Origin of the sequence: Cylindrospermopsis raciborskii Cr2010, assembly GCF_003367075.2 — a bacterium.
Classification (GTDB): Bacteria; Cyanobacteriota; Cyanobacteriia; order Cyanobacteriales; family Nostocaceae; genus Raphidiopsis; species Raphidiopsis raciborskii.
The window spans coordinates 594772-613277 of the sequence record NZ_CP065936.1 but is presented as its reverse complement, the minus strand read 5'-3'; the positions used below and the strand labels follow the sequence as shown (position 1 = coordinate 613277).

Sequence of the window (18506 nt, the reverse complement as noted above, 5' to 3'; positions counted from 1 at the left end):
TAGGGTTTAGATGTACTTTATCTGTGGGTTATAGCTGCTTAGTATTTTCTAAGACATGATCAATTAACCCATATTCCCTAGCTTCTGGAGGGGTCATGTAAAAAATACGCTCACTATCCTGAGCGATTTTTTCGCGAGACTGTCCAGTATTATGGGAAAAAATATCTAGAATCAGGGATTTTTTGCGTAGAACCTCCTGTGCATTCACTTGAATATCCGTAGCTTGACCCCGGGTAGCGCTGCGGAACTGTGCCAAAGCAATACTGCAATGGGGTAGACTCACCCGTTTGCCCTTGGCACCAGAGGAAAGCAACAAAGCAGCCATGGATACAGCTTGTCCTAAGCAAATGGTAACAATTTCTGATTTAACGTGTTGGATAGTATCATAAATTGCCAAACAAGCATTAGTGGACTCCATTCCCGCCATCTCACTAATCATACCAGCCATAACAGGATCACCAAAAGAGTTGATGTAGAGGTAGACAGGTTTGCTTGAGTCCTCTGAGTCAAGATACAGCAGGGAAGAAATGAGAGAATTGGCCAGATCGGTGGTGAGTGGCTGATTCAAAAACAAAATTCGTTCCTGAGCCATACGGGTGTATATATTTACCCATTGCCAGGAATTACTACCGGGAATGTTATAGGGGACTCGGAGGGCGGCATTAACGGACATACGGGTAAGAAAAAACGACTAGAGATGTGGGCAGCAATTGGGGTTATTTTCGTGCTAAACAGGGATGGGCAGGGGTTTAGGCAAATCCTTCATACTTTCTAAAACACGGTCTATTAAACCGTATTCTTTGGCAGCTTGTGGAGTCAAATAGAACATTCTTTCCATATCCTTAGAGATTTTTTCCGGTTGCTGTCCCGTGTTTTTGGAGAAAATGTCTAGAATTGCTGCTTTGTTGGCCAGGACTTCCTTGGCATAAATTTGAATATCCGTAGCCTGACCTCTTGTACCGCTACGAGGTTGATTGAGAACTATTGTAGCATGGGGCAAACTGGCACGAAACCCTTTAGTCCCACAGGAGAGAATAAGTGCTGCTGTACCTATGGCCTGACCAATACAGATAGTATGTACAGGAGTCTTAATGTAGTCTATGGTATCACAAATGGCAAAGGCTTCCGTTTCATAGCCAATAGCATCTCCAGTGTACCAAGATGTACCTGTAGAGTTGATGTAGAAAAAGATGGGTTTGTCTGGGTTGTCAAATTTGAGATACAGTAGTTGGGCAATAATCAACTTGGTGACATCAACCCCCATTTGGCGTTTATATTCATCTGGAGAAACCAAGGGTGTGCCCAGATAAACTATTCTTTCCTTTAGCAATAGGGAGGCCAGGTCTGGTGGTGGTGTACGGTACCAGTTGTCGCTGTAGTAGGAGGTTTGGACAGCTTTGATGGGAGAAGTTTCCATGAACTAAATTGCCTGAGTCTATATTCTTAACTGTATGTATTACATCCTAGCGCGATCCTCAGATTAGTGAATTATTTACCGACCAAGATTAGTTCCAAGATTTAGTTAATGGTGGATCGGCTCAGTCGAGGTTAGAATTATCTTGTGCAGCGGAGTTTGATTGGAGCCTTTCTCCCACACTTTTCCGTATTACATCTACTTGAGTGTGAAATTATTTATTATAATCTGTTTAGGATAATGGTTTATGAAGGTCAATTTGCAGCCCGGTGTCAATAATACTAATGTGGATGCTAGTAAATCTGGTAGTCAACGCCTGATGGCCACCTCTGTTTCCGCTATTGGAGAAACTATAGATTCAAGAGTTCCTTTAAACCTATGTTTGATTTTAGACCACAGTGGTTCCATGAAGGGCCAACCTGTGGAAAATGTCAAACGCGCTGCTTGGTTGCTAGTTGATAAACTTAGGGATCAGGATAGACTAAGCATTGTAGTGTTTAATCACCGAGCGGAAGTATTACTATCTAATCAAAATGTTGTAGATAGAGATCACATTAAACAACAAATCAATCGTCTGTCAGCAAATGGGGGAACATCTATTGATGAGGGATTGCGATTGGGAATCGAGGAGTTGGCTAAGGGAAGAAAGGATACTATTTCCCAGGCCTTTTTACTCACAGATGGCGAAAATGAACATGGTGACAATAATCGCTGTTTAAAATTTGCCCAGTTAGCTGCTGACTATAATTTGACCGTTAACACCTTGGGATTTGGCAATAATTGGAATCAACATATTTTAGAGAAAATTTCTGACGCTGGACTGGGAAGTTTATCTCATATTGAACACCCAGATCAGGCAATGGACAAGTTTGATAGCTTGTTGACGCGAATGCAAACTGTAGGGTTGACTAATGCTTATTTGTTACTTTCACTAGCACCAAATGTGCGTTTGGCTGAATTTAAACCCTTTGCTCAGGTGGCTCCAGATACGATTGAATTACCAGTGCAAATGGAACCAGATGGACGGTTTGGGGTTAAATTAGGGGATTTAATGAAAGATGTGGAACGGGTGATATTAACTAATATTTATCTGGAACAATTGCCCGAAGGTCAACAGGCGATCGCTAATGTACAAGTACGTTACGATGATCCTTCTGTAGACAAAACCGGATTATATTCCCCAAATCTACCACTATATGTGAACGTGGAACGCACCTACCAAGAAAATATTAGTCCAAAAGTGCAAAATTACATTCTGGCTTTAGCTAAGTATCGTCAAACCCAGTTAGCAGAAGATAGATTGCAGCAGGGAGACCGTTTGGGAGCAGCAACTATGTTACAAGCGGCCGCAAAAACAGCTTTGCAAATGGGTGATGCTAATGCAGGGACCGTACTACAAAATTCTGCAACTCGTTTACAAGCTGGAGAGGATTTATCAGCAAGCGATCGCAAGAAAACCAAAATTGTCTCAAAAACTGTATTACAGGATCCTACCCCTACATAAACCTTCAATGAAAATTCAACTACTGTCTGCACTGAACAACACTAACATAGACGCCTCCCAAGACAATAGTCAGCGTCAACTAGAAGTTTCCATTTCAGCCATTGCTGATGAACTAGACACCAGTTTACCCTTGAATTTGTGTCTGATTTTAGATAAAAGCGGGTCTATGCATGGTGAATCCATGAGCATGGTAATTAATGCAGTAGAGCAGTTAATAGACCAACTCCAGTCTGGGGATAGAATTGCCATTGTGGCTTTTGCTGGGAGTGGGGAAGTAATTATTCCCAATCAGATAATTAAAGACCCAAAAACCATTAAATCTCAGCTACACAACAAACTAAAAGCTGGGGGAGGAACCATAATTGGTGAGGGACTTTCCCTGGGAATTACCGAACTACTCAAAGGAAGTAAAGGTGCTTGTTCTCACGCCTTTCTGCTCACAGATGGGTATGGTGACAATGGGTTCAAAATTTGGCGGTTACAAATAGGACCAAATGACAATCAACGCTGTTTGGAACTAGCACAAAAAGCTGCCAAACTCAATCTCACCATTAACAGCTTTGGCTTTGGTGATGAATGGAATCAGGATCTGCTAGAAAAAATCGCCGATGCTGGCGGAGGTACTCTAGCTTACATAGAAACTCCGCAAAACGCTATAGAGCAGTTTAACCGGATATTTAAACGCATTCAATCCGTGGGATTGACTAACGCCCATTTGTTATTATCCCTGGTTCCCGGTGTGCGATTAGCTGACCTCAAACCGGTGGCCCAGGTTGCTCCAGAAACCATTGAATTACCTATCAGCACGGAACTCAATGGCACCTTTGTCTTCCGGTTGGGAGATTTAATGAAAGACGGAACACGGAGAGTGTTAGCAAATATTTATTTAGGTAGCTTGCCAGAAGGTGAGCAAATAATTGGACATATTCAAGTTCGTTACGATAATCCTGCTGTGAATAAAGAGGCTATCCTTTCACCTCTTATTCCAGTCTATGCTAATGTTACCAAAACTTACCAGCCAGCTAATAATCCAGACGTGTTAAACTCAGTCTTAGCATTAGCCAAATATCGCCAAACCCAAGTCGCAGAAACAAAACTAGAATCAGGCGATCGCACAGGAGCAATAACCATGTTACAAACAGCTGCCAAGACAGCATTACAAATTGGTGACAGTCGTGGTGCAACCGTATTACAGAGTTCTGCGACCCGTCTGCAAAATGGAGAAGAACTATCAGATGCAGAGCGGAAAAAAACCAGAATTGCTTCTAAAACAATATTAATGGATTAGTCCCGGGGGGATGGTGCTCCCCCAACAAGTCTCGAGTCACGGTTTCAATCAATAAAAATAAAGAAACAAATGAGTAATAATTACTATATATTAAATGAAGTTAAATAAAAATAAAGTTTTGTGAAGTGAGGGCTAGGAATGTACATAGTACAAATTGCCTCAGAATGCGCTCCAGTAATTAAAGCTGGGGGGTTAGGGGATGTTGTCTACGGACTTAGCAGGGAATTGGAAGGAAGGGGAAATACAGTTGAACTAATACTACCCATGTACGACTGTATGCGCTATGACCATGTATGGGGATTACACGATGCTTATTTAAACTTGTGGGTACCCTGGTTTGGTGCAGCAATTCACTGCTCAGTATATTGTGGTTGGGTACATGGTAGAGTGTGTTTCTTCATTCAACCCCATAGCCAAGACAACTTCTTTAATAGGGGTTGTTACTACGGATGTAATGATGACAATATGCGATTTGCCTTTTTCAGCAAAGCCGCCCTGGAGTTTTTATTACAGAGTAATAAAAGACCAGACATAATTCATTGTCACGACTGGCAAACCGGACTAATTCCTGTCATGTTGTATGAAATTTATAAATACCATGGCATGGAATATCAAAGAGTGTGCTACACCATTCACAACTTCAAACATCAGGGAATGGGGGGTGTAGAAACCCTGGAAGCAACCAACTTAAACCGACCGGAATATTACTTTCAGTACGACAAATTAAGAGACAACTTTAACCCCTTTGCCATCAACTTTATGAAGGCGGGGATCAACTATGCCAATGCCATCACCACAGTTTCACCAAATCATGCTGTAGAAGCACAAACCACAGAAGTAGGTTGCGGATTAGGACACACATTATATTTGCAAAAAGACAAATTTAGTGGAGTTCTAAACGGCATTGATTATGACTTTTGGAATGGGGAAATTGACCGTTATATTCCCCATAGTTACAGCTGGGATGATTTTGAGCAAAAAGCCTATAACAAAAAAGCCTTACGAGAACGACTGATGTTACAGGATGATGATAGCAAACCCATCATCGCCTATATTGGTCGCTTGGATAATCAAAAAGGTGTACATCTTGTCCACCATGCCATTTATTATGCCCTAAATCAAGGAGCGCAATTTGTACTTTTAGGTTCAGCCACCGAACCAGCAATCAACGCTCATTTTCAACATGAAAAACAATTTTTAAATAGTAACCCAGATGTTCATTTAGAACTAGGATTTAACGAAGAACTATCCCATCTAATTTATGCAGGATCGGATATGATAGTTGTCCCCAGTAATTATGAACCCTGTGGATTAACTCAGATGATTGGGTTAAAATATGGCACAGTTCCCATAGTTAGAGGTGTGGGTGGATTAGTAAACACAGTTTTTGACAGAGATCACGAAGAAACCCTACCCCCAGAAAGGCGTAATGGTTACGTGTTTTATAGTCAAGACGAGCAAGGCCTAGAGTCAGCCATGGGTAGAGCTATTGACCTATGGAAGGACCAACCAAAGGAGTTTGAAAAGTTAGCCATTCAGGGTATGCAGTATGACTACTCCTGGAATCTTCCCGGGGAAAAATACTTAGAGATCTATGATTGGATAAGACACAAATGGTAAATTTGGTAAATCTTGTGATATAAGCTAGGAGGGGGAAGTTTTTTTGTCAACTCCCCTCCCCAAAAACTCTATTTTTGAGTTATGATACTTGGGTTATAATACTTACAGTAAACTACAAGCAGTATATATTATAGTATATTAAGGCTACATGAACCATAAAGATGAATATGATGTAATAATTATTGGTGCTGGACACAATGGTTTAGTGTGTGCAGCTTACCTACTTAAAGCTGGTTATAGTGTTCTACTACTAGAAAAGCGTTCCGTTCCCGGTGGTGCAGCTACCACGGAGGAATGTATTCCAGACCAAGCACCAGGGTTTAAATTTAACCTTTGTGCCATTGACCATGAGTTTATTCACCTAGGTCCAGTGGTAGAAGAATTAGAGCTGGAAAAATATGGTTTGGAATATCTAGAATGCGATCCAGTGGTTTTCTGTCCCCACCCAGATGGTAAGTACTTCCTAGCTCATAAATCCCTAGAAAAAACCTGTGCAGAAATCGCCAGGTACAACCCAAAGGACGCTAAAAAATACGCAGAATTTACTCAATATTGGCAACGAGTAATTAATGCCATGATCCCCATTTTCAATGCTCCACCAAAATCAATCATAGAAATTTTTGGTAACTATAATCTGGAAAAATTCCAAGATTTATTTTCGGTTGTTGGCTCTACTCAAAAAAGTTTAGATTTTATTCGCACCATGCTTACAAGTGCAGAAGATATTTTAAACGAATGGTTTGATGAAGAGTTTTTAAAAGCTCCCCTCTCAAGATTAGCATCAGAACTGGGAGCACCACCATCACAAAAAAACCTAGCCATAGGCGTAATGATGATGTCCATGCGTCACCACCCAGGAATGAGTAGACCCCGGGGAGGTACGGGTGCTTTAATCAAGGCGCTAGTAAATTTAGTTACTGCCAAGCAAGGTAAAATCCTCACTGACCAGTTGGTAGAAAAAGTCCTAATTGACAATGGTGAAGCGGTGGGGGTACGTGTAGCTGGTGGTAGGGAATATCGTGCTAAGTATGGAGTAATTTCTAACATTGATGCTCAACGATTGTTTTTACAACTAGTCGATCCCACGGAAGTAGACGATGGAGATCCCCAACTGCGAGAAAGATTGGCAAGACGGATCGTCAACAATAATGAAACTATTTTAAAGATAGATTTAGCCTTAGATGAGCCTTTGCGTTTCCCCTACCACGAACATAAAGATGAATATTTGGCTGGGTCTATTCTAATTGCTGACTCCATGCACCATGTGGAACAAGCTCATAGTAAATGCACTTTAGGAGAAATTCCCGACAGCAACCCATCCATGTACGTGGTAGTGCCTAGCTTTTTAGACCCCAGTTTAGCCCCAGCGGGAAAACACACAGTGTGGATTGAATTTTTTGCCCCCTATCAAATTGCCAGCGCCCAGGGTAAGGGTTTAAACGGAACAGGTTGGACTGATGAGTTAAAAAATCAGGTAGCAGATAAAGTGGTGGAAAAGTTGGCTACTTATGCTCCTAATGTAAAAACCGCTACCATTGCCAGAAGGGTAGAAAGTCCAGCAGAATTAGGGGAAAGACTAGGAGCTTATAAAGGCAATTATTACCATATTGACATGACCTTAGACCAGATGGTATTCTTTAGACCCCTACCGGAATTGGCCAATTACAAAACGCCTATTAACAATTTATTTTTAACAGGTGCGGGAACCCATCCTGGTGGATCCATTTCGGGAATGCCTGGACGTAATTGCGCCAAGGTGTTTCTCCAGTCTAAACACCCAATTACCAAAACCCTAAAAGATGCGGGAAACTCCATCAAATCTACTATGGGTTCGGTGTTTGGCGTTAGTTGACCTAGGCAATTGATGCCGAGCAACCGGGGGACAATGGGAAAGCATAATAGAATAATATCATATAAATCTAGTTGAACAGAAAACAGGAGAAAAAAAACCTATGGGCAAGGTAGTCGGCATCGACTTGGGTACAACCAACTCAGTAGTCGCCGTAATGGAGGGTGGCAAGCCGGTGGTGATTGCTAATGCTGAAGGTATGCGAACTACTCCCTCAGTTGTAGGTTTCAGCAAAGAAGGTGAAAGAGTTGTAGGACAAATGGCCAGAAGGCAAACAGTTCTCAACCCCCAAAATACGTTTTTTGCTGTTAAACGATTTATTGGACGTAGATATGGAGAACTGAATCCCGATTCTAAACGTGTACCCTACACCATTCGTAAGGATGAAATGGGCAATATTAAGGTTGCCTGTCCCAGATTAAATAAGGACTTTGCCCCGGAAGAAATTTCGGCAATGGTGTTGAAGAAATTGGCCACTGATGCCAGTCGCTATTTGGGTCAACCCGTCACTGGGGCGGTAATCACCGTACCTGCCTATTTTAATGATTCTCAACGGCAAGCCACCCGCGATGCTGGTAGAATTGCTGGGTTAGAGGTGCTGCGTATCCTCAATGAACCTACTGCTGCTTCCCTAGCATACGGATTAGAACGAGGTGATTTGGAAACCATACTCGTTTTTGATTTGGGGGGTGGCACTTTTGATGTCTCTATCCTAGACGTGGGTGATGGTGTTTTCGAGGTTAAATCCACTAGTGGTGATACTCAGTTAGGTGGTAATGATTTTGACAAAAAAATAGTAGACTGGTTGGCGGAACAGTTTTTAGCTACAGAAGAGGTAGATTTAAGAAAGGATAGACAAGCTTTACAACGTTTAATGGAAGCAGCGGAAAAGGCAAAAATTGAACTTTCTAATGTGAGTGTTACGGATATTAATCTGCCTTTTATTACTGCAACAGAGGATGGTCCAAAACATCTGGAAACTAGACTGACTCGCTCCCAATTTGAAGGTTTATGTAGTGATTTACTCACCAGAATTCGTAATCCAGTTAAACGGGCACTTAAAGATGCCGGAATTTCACCTGTGGATATAGAAGAAGTGGTATTAGTTGGGGGATCTACCCGAATGCCAATGGTGAAGCAGCTAGTGCGAGATTTAATTGGCATTGAACCTAGTGAGAATGTTAATCCGGATGAGGTAGTAGCTGTAGGTGCGGCCATTCAAGCAGGGATTCTAGCTGGGGAAATGAAAGACGTTCTACTTTTGGATGTTACTCCTCTTTCCCTAGGTTTGGAAACTATTGGCGGTTTGATGAAAAAACTGATTCCCCGTAATACTACTATTCCCGTTAGGCGCTCCGATATTTTTTCCACATCAGAAAATAATCAAAACAGTGTGGAAATTCATGTAGTTCAGGGTGAAAGGGAAATGGCATCGGATAATAAATCCCTGGGAAGGTTTAAGTTATATGGCATTCCTCCCGCTCCTCGAGGTATACCTCAAATTCAAGTATCTTTCGATATAGATGCTAATGGTATTTTGCAGGTCATGGCTTTAGACCGCACCACTGGTAGGGAACAAAGTATTACTATTCAAGGTGCTTCTACTTTAAGTGAATCCGAAATTAACAGAATGATTCAGGATGCTCAGAAGTTTGCTGATGTTGATCGTGAGCGAAGAGAAAGAGTGGAAAAACGCACTCGGTCTGAGGCTCTCATCTTACAAGCAGAACGACAGTTAAGAGAAGTGGCTTTGGAAATGGGTATGCAGTTTGCCCGCAACCGTCGTCAGCGTATTGATAATATTTGTCGTGAACTGCGGGAAAGTCTCAAAGAAAATGATGACCGGGGTATTGACCAGGCTTACTCAGACCTACAAGATGCTCTGTACGAGCTAAATCGTGAAGTGCGGGAGTATTATGCTGAGGATGAAGATGAGGACTTGTTTGGCGCCATTCGGGAGATTTTCATGGGTGAAAAAGAAAAACAGCCAGAATATCCCAGAGAACCCTATCGAGAATCCCGTTCCTATAACAGAGACTATGGTAGGGATAATACTAGGGATCAGAACTATGGTCAAAACAACCGCTCCTCCCCATCCTATAATAACGAGTCCCGTCGCACCCGTCCCGGTTACCAGGATAATTGGGATGACGAGGATGATGATTGGCTATAAATCCCTCAACCAAAATATCTGTTTCCCCCTACTACCCCAGCACTGATAACTAATTATGCAAAATTTGCAGAATTTCCGTGATTATTACGAAATTTTGGGAGTCACCAAGGATGCTTCCAATGAAGAAATTAAAAAGGTTTATCGTCGATTGGCTAGACAGTATCACCCCGATCTCAACCCCGGTAACAAGGAGTCTGAGGAAAAGTTTAAGATGATTGGGGAGGCCTATGAAATACTTTCCGATTCCGCTCGCAGATCTCAATATGACCAGTTTAGTCGCTACTGGCAACAAAGAGGTTTTACAGGTGCTAAAACAGCTGCAAAGTCTAAGAGCTGGGGTACTAACCGCCCTAGTGAATCTAGTAACCAGGGTGTCAATCCAGCTGATTTCCCAGATTTTGAAAGTTTTATTAATCAGGTTATAGGTGTTAGCAGTCGTAAGGAGGCTAAGAAAAGCCCTAATACAACTACTCAAGACCCTTTTGGTAATCCTCGTACCAAGGTCGCTTATACTGTTAATAATCGTACTACCCCTAAAGATATTGAAGCTAGATTGACTTTGCCTTTAGAAAAGGCTTATCAAGGCGGTAATGAGAGAATACGCCTAGAAGATGGGCGATCTTTGGAAGTGACTATGCCACCTGCTATGCTCACAGGACAAACTATCCGCTTACGCAATCAGGGAATTAGTGGAGGTGATTTATATTTAAAAATTACTGTTGAACCTCATCCGTTATTTAAAATGGAGGGATTTAACATTTCTTGTCAGGTACCTGTAACCCCCAGTGAGGCGGTTTTAGGTGGCCAGGTGGAAGCACCTACTTTAGATGGTCCAGTAAAAATGACTATTCCTCCCGCAGTCAGGTCTGGGCAAAGATTCCGGTTGGCAAATAAAGGTTATCCCATGGAAGATGGTAAACGTGGTGACCAACTAGTGGAAATTCAAATCATCACCCCCAAAAATATTAGTGATCAGGAGAGACAACTTTATGAGAAGTTACGGGAAATAGAAAGCTTAAAGCTCAAACCTTAGATAGGTTTGTTCTTGACTAAGTGAAAGAAATAAGTTATACTTCTCTAAATGCCAAGTGCAATTAAGGTAAACCACAACTGTGAATCAAACTGGAGAAGAAGTACAAAGCGATCGCCCTAACTATTACACCTTGCTAGGACTTCACCCCTGGGCATCAGTGATTGATATTCGCCGCGCTTACCGGGAAATGAGTAAACACTATCATCCAGACACTACGGAACTTCCCGATCAGGTTGCTACTGCTAAATTCCAGCAAATTAACGAAGCTTATGCTACTTTGAGTAATCCTGAACGTCGTTTGAGTTATGATTTAAAAATTGGTTATTACAGATTTGGGGTTATTCCATCACCTACAAATTTCAATGATTCCATTCCCAAACCCCATGATTATTCTAAGTCTATGTATTTAGAGGCGAGCGATCGCCCTTTATCATCTGGAGAACTATTTATACTGCTTGTACTAGCTCTGACAATAATAGGTTGTTTGATACTGGTAATCTTAGTAGCATTTATAAGAGGTGAGCCAGGTTTTTCCATTGCTCTATAGTGATTTATTGATTTTTAATTATCTATGTTATCCCCAGAGACCCCCCTATACAATCATCCCTTACCACAAATTGAAGAGTGGTTAAAGCATCAGGGTTGCCAACAAGACGAAACAGAACTACATTGTTGGCGGTTAAAAAAGCAAACATGGCAGGCAGAATTATGGCTAGATATTGAGCAGCTGACAGTAAGATATATCCAAGCGGGGGAAAATGGTCAAGATATCCAACGTTCCTTTAGGTATTCCCTAAGTCGGAAAGATATAGAGCAAGCGGTTTTTTCTGGTCCTTGATTTTATACTCCACCGAACCGTCGTTCTCTTTGTTGATAAGCACGTAGAGCTTGATGGAATTGGTTCCTGTCAAAATCTGGCCATAAAGTATCAGTGATATAAATTTCTGCATAAGCCATTTGCCAAAGCAAGAAATTAGATAAACGCATTTCTCCACTGGTGCGGATGAGTAAATCTGGGTCTGCAATTCCTGCTGTGTACAAGTGACCAGCAAATAACTCCTCAGAAATTTCCTCTGGGTTTAATAGGCCCTCTTTAACTTTTTGAGCAATAGCTTGACAAGCTTGTACAATTTCTTGTCTACCACCATAATTGGTAGCCACAGTAAACTTAATACTTTGATTACCACGAGTTTGTGCCATAGAGTGGGAGATTTCCCGCTGTAGTGCTACAGGTAAGGCTTGTAAATTGCCAACAAACTGAATTTCCACATTTTCTTCAACCATTTCCCGTAGTTCCTGACGTAGCACCCCTTGGAAAAGAGTCATTAAAAATTCCACCTCTTCATGTGGTCTATTCCAGTTTTCCGTGGAAAAAGCATAAGCAGTTAGAGCTTGAATACCCCAATCCTTGCAACAGCGTAGCAAGTTTTTAAGAGCGTCCACACCCTGCTTGTGACCCATAATTCGAGGAAGGCCCTGGCCTTTAGCCCATCGACCATTGCCATCCATAATTACGGCCACATGTTTAGGCAATAATTCTGGTTTTAAATCGGGAGGTAAATATAGAAGTTCAGTTTGTTGTATTGTCATTTTTCAGTCTGATTTTTTTGGCAAAAGATAATGGTAATCTAAATAAACGGAAAACAAATCTAAAAATTTGACTAGCAATTTGACTAACTAAACCGAAAACACCAGGTGCAACGACTTCCCGATCCACAGTGGTCGAAAAACGAGCCTCCAGAGACTCCTTTAGCTTCCTAATTGTCAGTGGTCTATATAAAGTTCCCCGTTCCGCTAGGGAAATAGAACCAGTTTCTTCTGATACCACAACACAAATACAATTTTCCACTCGCTCAGTGATTCCCATAGCTGCTCGGTGTCTTGTTCCCAACTGACGGGAGGCCGTACGTCCTGAGAGTGGTAAAATTATACCTGATGAAACAATCCGTGAACCCCGAATTAAAGTTGCTCCATCGTGTAATAGGGTTTTGGGCTGAAAAATCGTCTGTAGAAGTTCCTTAGACACTTGTGCATTTAACTTTACTCCTGGTACTGAGAAGTCCCGCTCATCGATAGGTTCAGTAGTCTCCAAAATTAATAAAGCACCAATACGATTTTTAGAAAGTTCTTTGATAGAATCAACAATTTCATCAATTACGCTGTCAGATTTAGTTACTGTTAATCGGTGAGGTTGAAATAACTGGCGAAACTCCCCTCTTCCTAGTTGTTCTAGAAACCGGCGAAATTCCAACTGTAATGATACGGCCATGGCCACTGCACAACCAATAACTAGCTTCTCTAAAACAAAATTGAGTAAAATGAGGTTTAAAGCTCCACTTATTGCTGAAGCCAACATTAGAAAAATAAACCCCCTTACCATCCATAGTGTTCGACGTTCACTAATAATTACCAGAATCATATATGTCAAACCGACCACCAAGAGAATATCCAGAGTCCCAATCAGCAAGGACTGTGACCATTCTAAGTTTGTCGTCAGCCATTGCTTCCACCAATTTCTCATGACATCTGGATAAACTAAGGTTAATAACCATCCAAGAGACTCGCTCCTTGATGACTCTCTTAATTACTTCTAATTATTTAAGTCTTTCCGGTAAACAATCTTGTCGGATGATATCTTGATAGGTTTCCCGTTGCAAAATTAAATTTGCCTCTCCATTGGCTACTAGAACAGCTGCTGGACGGGGTAAACGATTGTAGTTGGAGGCCATACTGTAATTATATGCTCCCGTTGTCATAACCACTAGCACATCCCCCGGCTCAGTTTTTGGCAGTTGGACATTTTTAATCAGAATATCTCCCGATTCACAGTGTTTACCCGCTAAGGTGACCGTTTCTGTGAGGGGGGCAGACATTTTATTGGCTACCACTGCTCGATAAACCGATTGATATGTAATTGGACGAGGATTATCGGACATCCCTCCGTCAATAGTTACATAGGTACGAATATCCGGAATGGTCTTAGTTGAACCAATAGTGTAAGCAGTTACACCTCCCGTAGCAATCAGCGATCGCCCGGGTTCACACAAAAGTTTAGGTAAGGGTAAGTTTTCTTCAGCGCAAACACTTTGAACTACTTCACAAATTGCCCTAGACCATTCTTCAATACTTGGGGGATCATCGGACTCGGTATACTTAATTCCCAGACCACCGCCAACATTTAGCTCTGCCAATTCTAGATTGTATTGTTTTGCTTCACGCAACCACTGTACCATGACAGCGGCTAAATCTCGATGGGGTTGACGTTCAAAAATTTGGGAACCAATGTGAGCATGTACACCCACACAGTGTAGTCTTGACTGTTGACTGACAAAGCTAAATACCTCTGGTAAGTCATTGGGGTCAAAACCAAATTTACTATCTAAATGTCCAGTACGGATATATTCATGGGTATGACATTCAATTCCCGGGGTTAACCGTAACATGATCCTGATTTTTTTAGCCTGGTCCTCCTGCTCTAGGATAGCTACCAGGGTCTTTAATTCGTACCAGTTGTCAACTACGATTGTGCAACCTGTCTCTACGGCAAAAATCAGTTCATGGTGAGATTTATTATTGCCATGAAGGTAGATTTTGTCCGGACTCATACCCGCAGTTAAAGCGGTGTAAAGTTCCCCACCAGATACCACATCTATTCCTAAACCTTCTGAAGCAACAATGGCACAAACTGCTAAACAGTTCCATGCTTTAGAAGCATACAATATTTGGGATTGTCCTTTGTAATATTTATTAAAGGCGTCTCGATATTGTTGACAAGCGGTGCGCACAGTTAGTTCATCTAGGATATAGAGGGGAGAGCCAAACTGTTGAACCAGGGTTTTAACATCACACCCGCCAATTTCCAGGAAATCATGATCAATAACTTTGGCACTTACAGGTAGAAGTTGCTGATTAGGAGAAACACTGGTAGGAACATCTACAATAGATAGATACTGATGACCGGAAGGTTGAACCTTGACAGGGTAAGTCGATACCATAATTAATTAAAATTTGTCCTGATTAAAGCTTTGATTTTTGAGTTGGTTAGAGTTAACTTTTGATGGTGGGAGCTAAACTCCCGACATCCACTTTATCAAAAAACCTAGCTAAAAGCTCTAAAAAGAAGATAGAACAGGGGAAGTATGGTGAAATTATCCGAATTAAAAATTGAACCCGTGACCTTAGAACATTTAACTGACCTGCTAGAACTTGATCAGGCTTGTTTTGATGGTCTGTGGACAATAGAAGGCTATCGCCAAGAGATAGAAAATATCAGTAGTCACTTCCTCGGTTTATTTTCACTAATTCCCAGCCATGACTTACTAGGAATAGGTTGTTTTTGGTCAGTTTTAGAAGAAGCACACATTACCATTTTAGCTGTGCATCCGGAATATCAAGGTCAAGGTCTAGGACAAGCCCTATTATACTCTCTGATAAAAGACGCGGTAGATATGGGATTAGAACGGGCCACACTAGAAGTTCGTGTTTCCAACACCCCAGCAATTTCCTTGTATAAAAAGTTTGGGTGGAAAACTGCGGGCATTAGACCCCGTTATTATCAGGATAACCAGGAAGATGGTTTGATTTTATGGATTTCTCAGTTACAACACCCCCACTTTCTCCAAACATTAGAGAAATGGCATGTTCTTGTCGAACAGCGTCTGCAACAGTTCTCCTGGATATTAATACAAGAGGAGAATTAGTAGATAAATCATCAAACATTGAAAATTATTATCTATTTTGGATAAGAATATCTTATGTAAAGTTTTACTAACTTTTAATAAAATTATTATAGGTTGACAAAGCAGCGACCAGTATGATATTGGGTTTAGGCTGAGAATAAGGGCGGAAAAATAGGAGAAAAACTAGTCTATCCTCGAGCCTAGTGGCGAAAAAGCTAGTGAATTAGACATCTACAGCCAACTAGCTAGCAAAAAAGTCCAAGGATCAACCCATCGGCAAAAGTGATGGTCACTGGATATCTATTTTGGCAACAGGGATATCCAAAAGTTTTGCTTGTGCTAAAATCGACGTACCGGCACGACGCAGGTGATGGGAAGGATGCCATGTTTGAACGCTTCACAGAAAAAGCCATTAAGGTAATCATGCTGGCCCAAGAAGAGGCCCGCCGTTTGGGTCACAACTTTGTCGGAACCGAACAGATCCTCCTGGGTCTGATAGGGGAAGGAACAGGGGTGGCCGCCAAGGTGCTAAAGTCAATGGGTGTCAATCTCAAAGATGCCCGAATTGAGGTAGAAAAAATCATAGGTCGGGGATCCGGCTTTGTGGCTGTAGAAATTCCGTTTACACCACGAGCCAAGCGGGTTCTGGAGCTATCCTTAGAAGAAGCACGCCAACTAGGGCATAACTACATAGGCACCGAGCATCTGCTGTTGGGTCTCATCCGTGAAGGGGAAGGCGTAGCAGCCAGGGTGCTAGAGAACCTGGGTGTAGATTTGTCAAAGGTGAGAACCCAAGTAATTAGGATGTTAGGAGAAACTGCAGAAGTTACTCCTGGCGGTTCTTCGGGTCGCACAAAAACCCCGACCTTGGATGAATTCGGCTCTAATTTGACTCAAATGGCCGTAGATAACAAGCTTGATCCCGTGGTGGGACGCGCCAAGGAAATCGAGCGTGTGATTCAAATTTTGGGTCGCCGGACTAAAAATAATCCGGTGCTGATTGGTGAACCTGGAGTTGGTAAAACGGCCATTGCTGAAGGTTTGGCCAGCCGCATCGCTAACAAGGATGTCCCGGACATCTTAGAGGATAAGCGTGTTGTTACCCTAGATATTGGTCTCCTGGTAGCAGGAACTAAGTATCGTGGGGAATTTGAAGAGCGCCTAAAGAAAATCATGGATGAAATCCGCCAAGCGGGTAATGTCATCCTGGTAATTGACGAGGTTCATACCTTAATCGGTGCAGGTGCTGCTGAAGGAGCTATTGATGCTGCTAATATTCTCAAACCAGCTTTGGCCAGGGGTGAATTACAGTGCATCGGTGCTACTACTTTGGATGAGTACAGGAAGCACATCGAACGAGATGCAGCCCTGGAAAGACGGTTTCAACCTGTAATGGTGGGCGAACCCTCTGTTGATGAAACAATAGAAATTTTATATGGGTTGCGCGATCGATATGAAGCGCATCACAAGTTAAAAATCTCTGATGAAGCTTTAGTAGCAGCAGCCAAATTATCTGATAGATATATTAGCGATCGCTATTTGCCAGATAAGGCAATCGACCTAGTTGACGAAGCAGGTTCTCGTGTTCGTCTAATTAATTCTCAGTTACCTCCAGCAGCTAAGGAGTTAGATAAGGAACTGCGGCAAATATTAAAAGAAAAAGATGATGCTGTGCGTTCCCAAGACTTTGACCGTGCGGGAGAACTGCGTGACAGAGAAATGGAAATTAAGGCGGAAATTAGGTCGATCGCCCAAAACAAAGCTAATGGAACCAGTGCAGAGGGGGTTGAACCGGTAGTAACTGAGGAGGATATCGCTCACATTGTGGCTTCCTGGACCGGTGTACCAGTGAATAAACTCACTGAATCCGAATCGGAAAAGTTACTACACATGGAAGATACCCTACATCAGCGTCTTATTGGTCAAGAGGATGCGGTTAAGGCCGTTTCTCGAGCCATTCGTCGCGCTCGTGTAGGTTTAAAAAATCCCAATCGCCCAATTGCTAGTTTTGTCTTCTCTGGTCCTACTGGAGTAGGTAAAACCGAATTAGCTAAATCTCTGGCATCTTACTTCTTCGGATCGGAAGAAGCAATGATTCGCTTGGATATGTCCGAGTACATGGAGCGTCATACCGTTAGTAAGTTAATTGGTTCCCCTCCAGGTTACGTCGGCTACAACGAAGGTGGTCAGCTTACGGAGGCGGTACGCCGTCGTCCCTATACTGTAGTGCTGTTCGACGAAATCGAAAAGGCACACCCGGATGTATTCAATATGCTGCTGCAAATTTTAGAAGATGGTCGTTTGACCGATGCTAAAGGACGCACAGTAGACTTTAAGAACACCTTGTTAATTTTGACCTCTAACATTGGTTCTAAGGTAATTGAAAAAGGTGGTAGCGGTATTGGCTTTGAGTTTGCCGAAGATGCAGCTGAATCGCAGTACAATCGTATTCGTTCCCTGGTGAATGAAGAACTCAAACAGTATTTCCGTCCTGAGTTCTTAAACCGTCTGGATGAAATTATTGTCTTCCGTCAGTTGAACAAGGCTGAAGTTACCGAAATTGCCGACATCATGCTCAAGGAAGTGTTTGGTCGATTGACGGAAAAAGGTATTGCCTTAGAAGTGAGCGATCGCTTTAAAGACCGTCTAATCCAAGAAGGTTATAGTCCTAGCTATGGTGCCAGACCATTACGTCGAGCAATTATGCGATTACTCGAGGATAGTTTAGCAGAAGAGATTCTGTCTGGACGAATCAAAGATGGGGACATTGCTTACGTTGACATAGACGAAAATGGTGTTGTCCAAGTAACAGCTAGACAGCGTCCGGAGTTACTTGCTCCAACTATTGAGCTGTAGTCCGGAGTTTTTAAAAACTTAAACACCTTAAACCTTAAACATCAGTAAACGGTGGGGAAATCTAATCTCCCCACCGTTTTTGATGAATAG

15 protein-coding genes are annotated in these 18506 nt (G+C 42.2%); 10 read left to right on the top strand and 5 right to left on the bottom strand.

What is annotated here, in order from left to right; all coding sequences use genetic code 11:
• Positions 1-28: 28 nt before the first annotated feature.
• Together C6N34_RS02770 and C6N34_RS02765 are read right to left on the bottom strand one after the other, a co-directional pair.
• Entirely contained in the window at positions 29-673 is a 645-nt protein-coding gene (locus C6N34_RS02770; protein ID WP_040009238.1) for an ATP-dependent Clp protease proteolytic subunit, read from the bottom strand.
• A gap of 54 nt (positions 674-727) precedes the next feature.
• Positions 728-1417, bottom strand: coding sequence for an ATP-dependent Clp protease proteolytic subunit (locus C6N34_RS02765; RefSeq protein ID WP_006277627.1), 690 nt, complete (start codon positions 1415-1417; stop codon positions 728-730).
• A gap of 244 nt (positions 1418-1661) precedes the next feature.
• Here C6N34_RS02765 and C6N34_RS02760 point away from each other — a divergent pair, with 244 nt between their 5' ends.
• The 8 genes from C6N34_RS02760 (at position 1662) to C6N34_RS02725 (ending at position 11719) form a co-directional block, all read left to right on the top strand.
• Complete coding sequence (locus tag C6N34_RS02760; protein WP_057178010.1) at positions 1662-2918, top strand: vWA domain-containing protein; 1257 nt, start codon at positions 1662-1664, stop codon at positions 2916-2918.
• A 7-nt stretch (positions 2919-2925) separates the two neighbouring features.
• Positions 2926-4206, top strand: coding sequence for a vWA domain-containing protein (locus C6N34_RS02755; RefSeq protein ID WP_115538452.1), 1281 nt, complete (start codon positions 2926-2928; stop codon positions 4204-4206).
• Positions 4207-4344: 138 nt separating this feature from the next.
• Positions 4345-5826, top strand: coding sequence for a glycogen synthase GlgA (glgA, locus tag C6N34_RS02750; protein ID WP_006277624.1), 1482 nt, complete (start codon positions 4345-4347; stop codon positions 5824-5826).
• A gap of 148 nt (positions 5827-5974) precedes the next feature.
• Positions 5975-7678, top strand: coding sequence for a beta-carotene ketolase CrtO (gene crtO, locus C6N34_RS02745; protein WP_115538451.1), 1704 nt, complete (start codon positions 5975-5977; stop codon positions 7676-7678).
• A gap of 100 nt (positions 7679-7778) precedes the next feature.
• Positions 7779-9848: a molecular chaperone DnaK gene (gene dnaK, locus C6N34_RS02740; RefSeq protein ID WP_057178007.1), complete on the top strand. Its 2070-nt coding sequence runs from the start codon at positions 7779-7781 to the stop codon at positions 9846-9848.
• Between the two features lie 55 nt (positions 9849-9903).
• Positions 9904-10881 (top strand): DnaJ C-terminal domain-containing protein, encoded by a 978-nt coding sequence (locus C6N34_RS02735; protein WP_115538450.1) that lies wholly within the window; start codon positions 9904-9906, stop codon positions 10879-10881.
• 79 nt (positions 10882-10960) lie between these two features.
• The gene (locus C6N34_RS02730; RefSeq protein ID WP_057178005.1) at positions 10961-11428 is read left to right on the top strand and encodes a J domain-containing protein; all 468 of its coding nucleotides are present in this window, start codon (positions 10961-10963) and stop codon (positions 11426-11428) included.
• Between the two features lie 24 nt (positions 11429-11452).
• The gene (locus C6N34_RS02725) at positions 11453-11719 is read left to right on the top strand and encodes a DUF3143 domain-containing protein (RefSeq protein WP_006277619.1); all 267 of its coding nucleotides are present in this window, start codon (positions 11453-11455) and stop codon (positions 11717-11719) included.
• Between the two features lie 2 nt (positions 11720-11721).
• Here the strand turns inward: C6N34_RS02725 and C6N34_RS02720 are convergent, their stop codons facing one another.
• The 3 genes from C6N34_RS02720 to lysA all read right to left on the bottom strand — a co-directional run bounded on the left by C6N34_RS02720 (position 11722) and on the right by lysA (position 14876).
• Entirely contained in the window at positions 11722-12471 is a 750-nt protein-coding gene (locus C6N34_RS02720; protein ID WP_057178004.1) for an isoprenyl transferase, read from the bottom strand.
• Positions 12452-13402 (bottom strand): diadenylate cyclase CdaA, encoded by a 951-nt coding sequence (cdaA, locus tag C6N34_RS02715; protein ID WP_040009232.1) that lies wholly within the window; start codon positions 13400-13402, stop codon positions 12452-12454. Before cdaA ends, C6N34_RS02720 begins: the two co-directional genes overlap by 20 nt.
• A 73-nt stretch (positions 13403-13475) precedes the next feature.
• Positions 13476-14876, bottom strand: coding sequence for a diaminopimelate decarboxylase (gene lysA / locus C6N34_RS02710; RefSeq protein WP_115538449.1), 1401 nt, complete (start codon positions 14874-14876; stop codon positions 13476-13478).
• A gap of 144 nt (positions 14877-15020) precedes the next feature.
• Between lysA and rimI the strand changes: the two genes are divergently transcribed.
• Together rimI and C6N34_RS02700 are read left to right on the top strand one after the other, a co-directional pair.
• Positions 15021-15581, top strand: coding sequence for a ribosomal protein S18-alanine N-acetyltransferase (rimI, locus tag C6N34_RS02705; protein WP_006277611.1), 561 nt, complete (start codon positions 15021-15023; stop codon positions 15579-15581).
• Positions 15582-15944: 363 nt separating this feature from the next.
• Positions 15945-18416, top strand: a complete 2472-nt coding sequence (locus C6N34_RS02700) for an ATP-dependent Clp protease ATP-binding subunit (protein WP_006277610.1) — start codon at positions 15945-15947, stop codon at positions 18414-18416.
• The last annotated feature ends 90 nt before the right edge of the window (positions 18417-18506 follow it).

Excerpts from the sequence above, each read along its gene's own strand:
- C6N34_RS02770 (WP_040009238.1), bottom strand. The coding sequence starts at position 673 with ATGTCCGTTAATGCCGCCCTCCGAGTCCCCTATAACATTCCCGGTAGT.
- C6N34_RS02765 (WP_006277627.1), bottom strand. The coding sequence starts at position 1,417 with ATGGAAACTTCTCCCATCAAAGCTGTCCAAACCTCCTACTACAGCGAC.
- C6N34_RS02760 (WP_057178010.1), top strand. The coding sequence starts at position 1,662 with ATGAAGGTCAATTTGCAGCCCGGTGTCAATAATACTAATGTGGATGCT.
- C6N34_RS02755 (WP_115538452.1), top strand. The coding sequence starts at position 2,926 with ATGAAAATTCAACTACTGTCTGCACTGAACAACACTAACATAGACGCC.
- glgA (WP_006277624.1), top strand. The coding sequence starts at position 4,345 with ATGTACATAGTACAAATTGCCTCAGAATGCGCTCCAGTAATTAAAGCT.
- crtO (WP_115538451.1), top strand. The coding sequence starts at position 5,975 with ATGAACCATAAAGATGAATATGATGTAATAATTATTGGTGCTGGACAC.
- dnaK (WP_057178007.1), top strand. The coding sequence starts at position 7,779 with ATGGGCAAGGTAGTCGGCATCGACTTGGGTACAACCAACTCAGTAGTC.
- C6N34_RS02735 (WP_115538450.1), top strand. The coding sequence starts at position 9,904 with ATGCAAAATTTGCAGAATTTCCGTGATTATTACGAAATTTTGGGAGTC.
- C6N34_RS02725 (WP_006277619.1), top strand. The coding sequence starts at position 11,453 with ATGTTATCCCCAGAGACCCCCCTATACAATCATCCCTTACCACAAATT.
- C6N34_RS02720 (WP_057178004.1), bottom strand. The coding sequence starts at position 12,471 with ATGACAATACAACAAACTGAACTTCTATATTTACCTCCCGATTTAAAA.
- cdaA (WP_040009232.1), bottom strand. The coding sequence starts at position 13,402 with ATGAGAAATTGGTGGAAGCAATGGCTGACGACAAACTTAGAATGGTCA.
- lysA (WP_115538449.1), bottom strand. The coding sequence starts at position 14,876 with ATGGTATCGACTTACCCTGTCAAGGTTCAACCTTCCGGTCATCAGTAT.
- rimI (WP_006277611.1), top strand. The coding sequence starts at position 15,021 with ATGGTGAAATTATCCGAATTAAAAATTGAACCCGTGACCTTAGAACAT.
- C6N34_RS02700 (WP_006277610.1), top strand. The coding sequence starts at position 15,945 with ATGTTTGAACGCTTCACAGAAAAAGCCATTAAGGTAATCATGCTGGCC.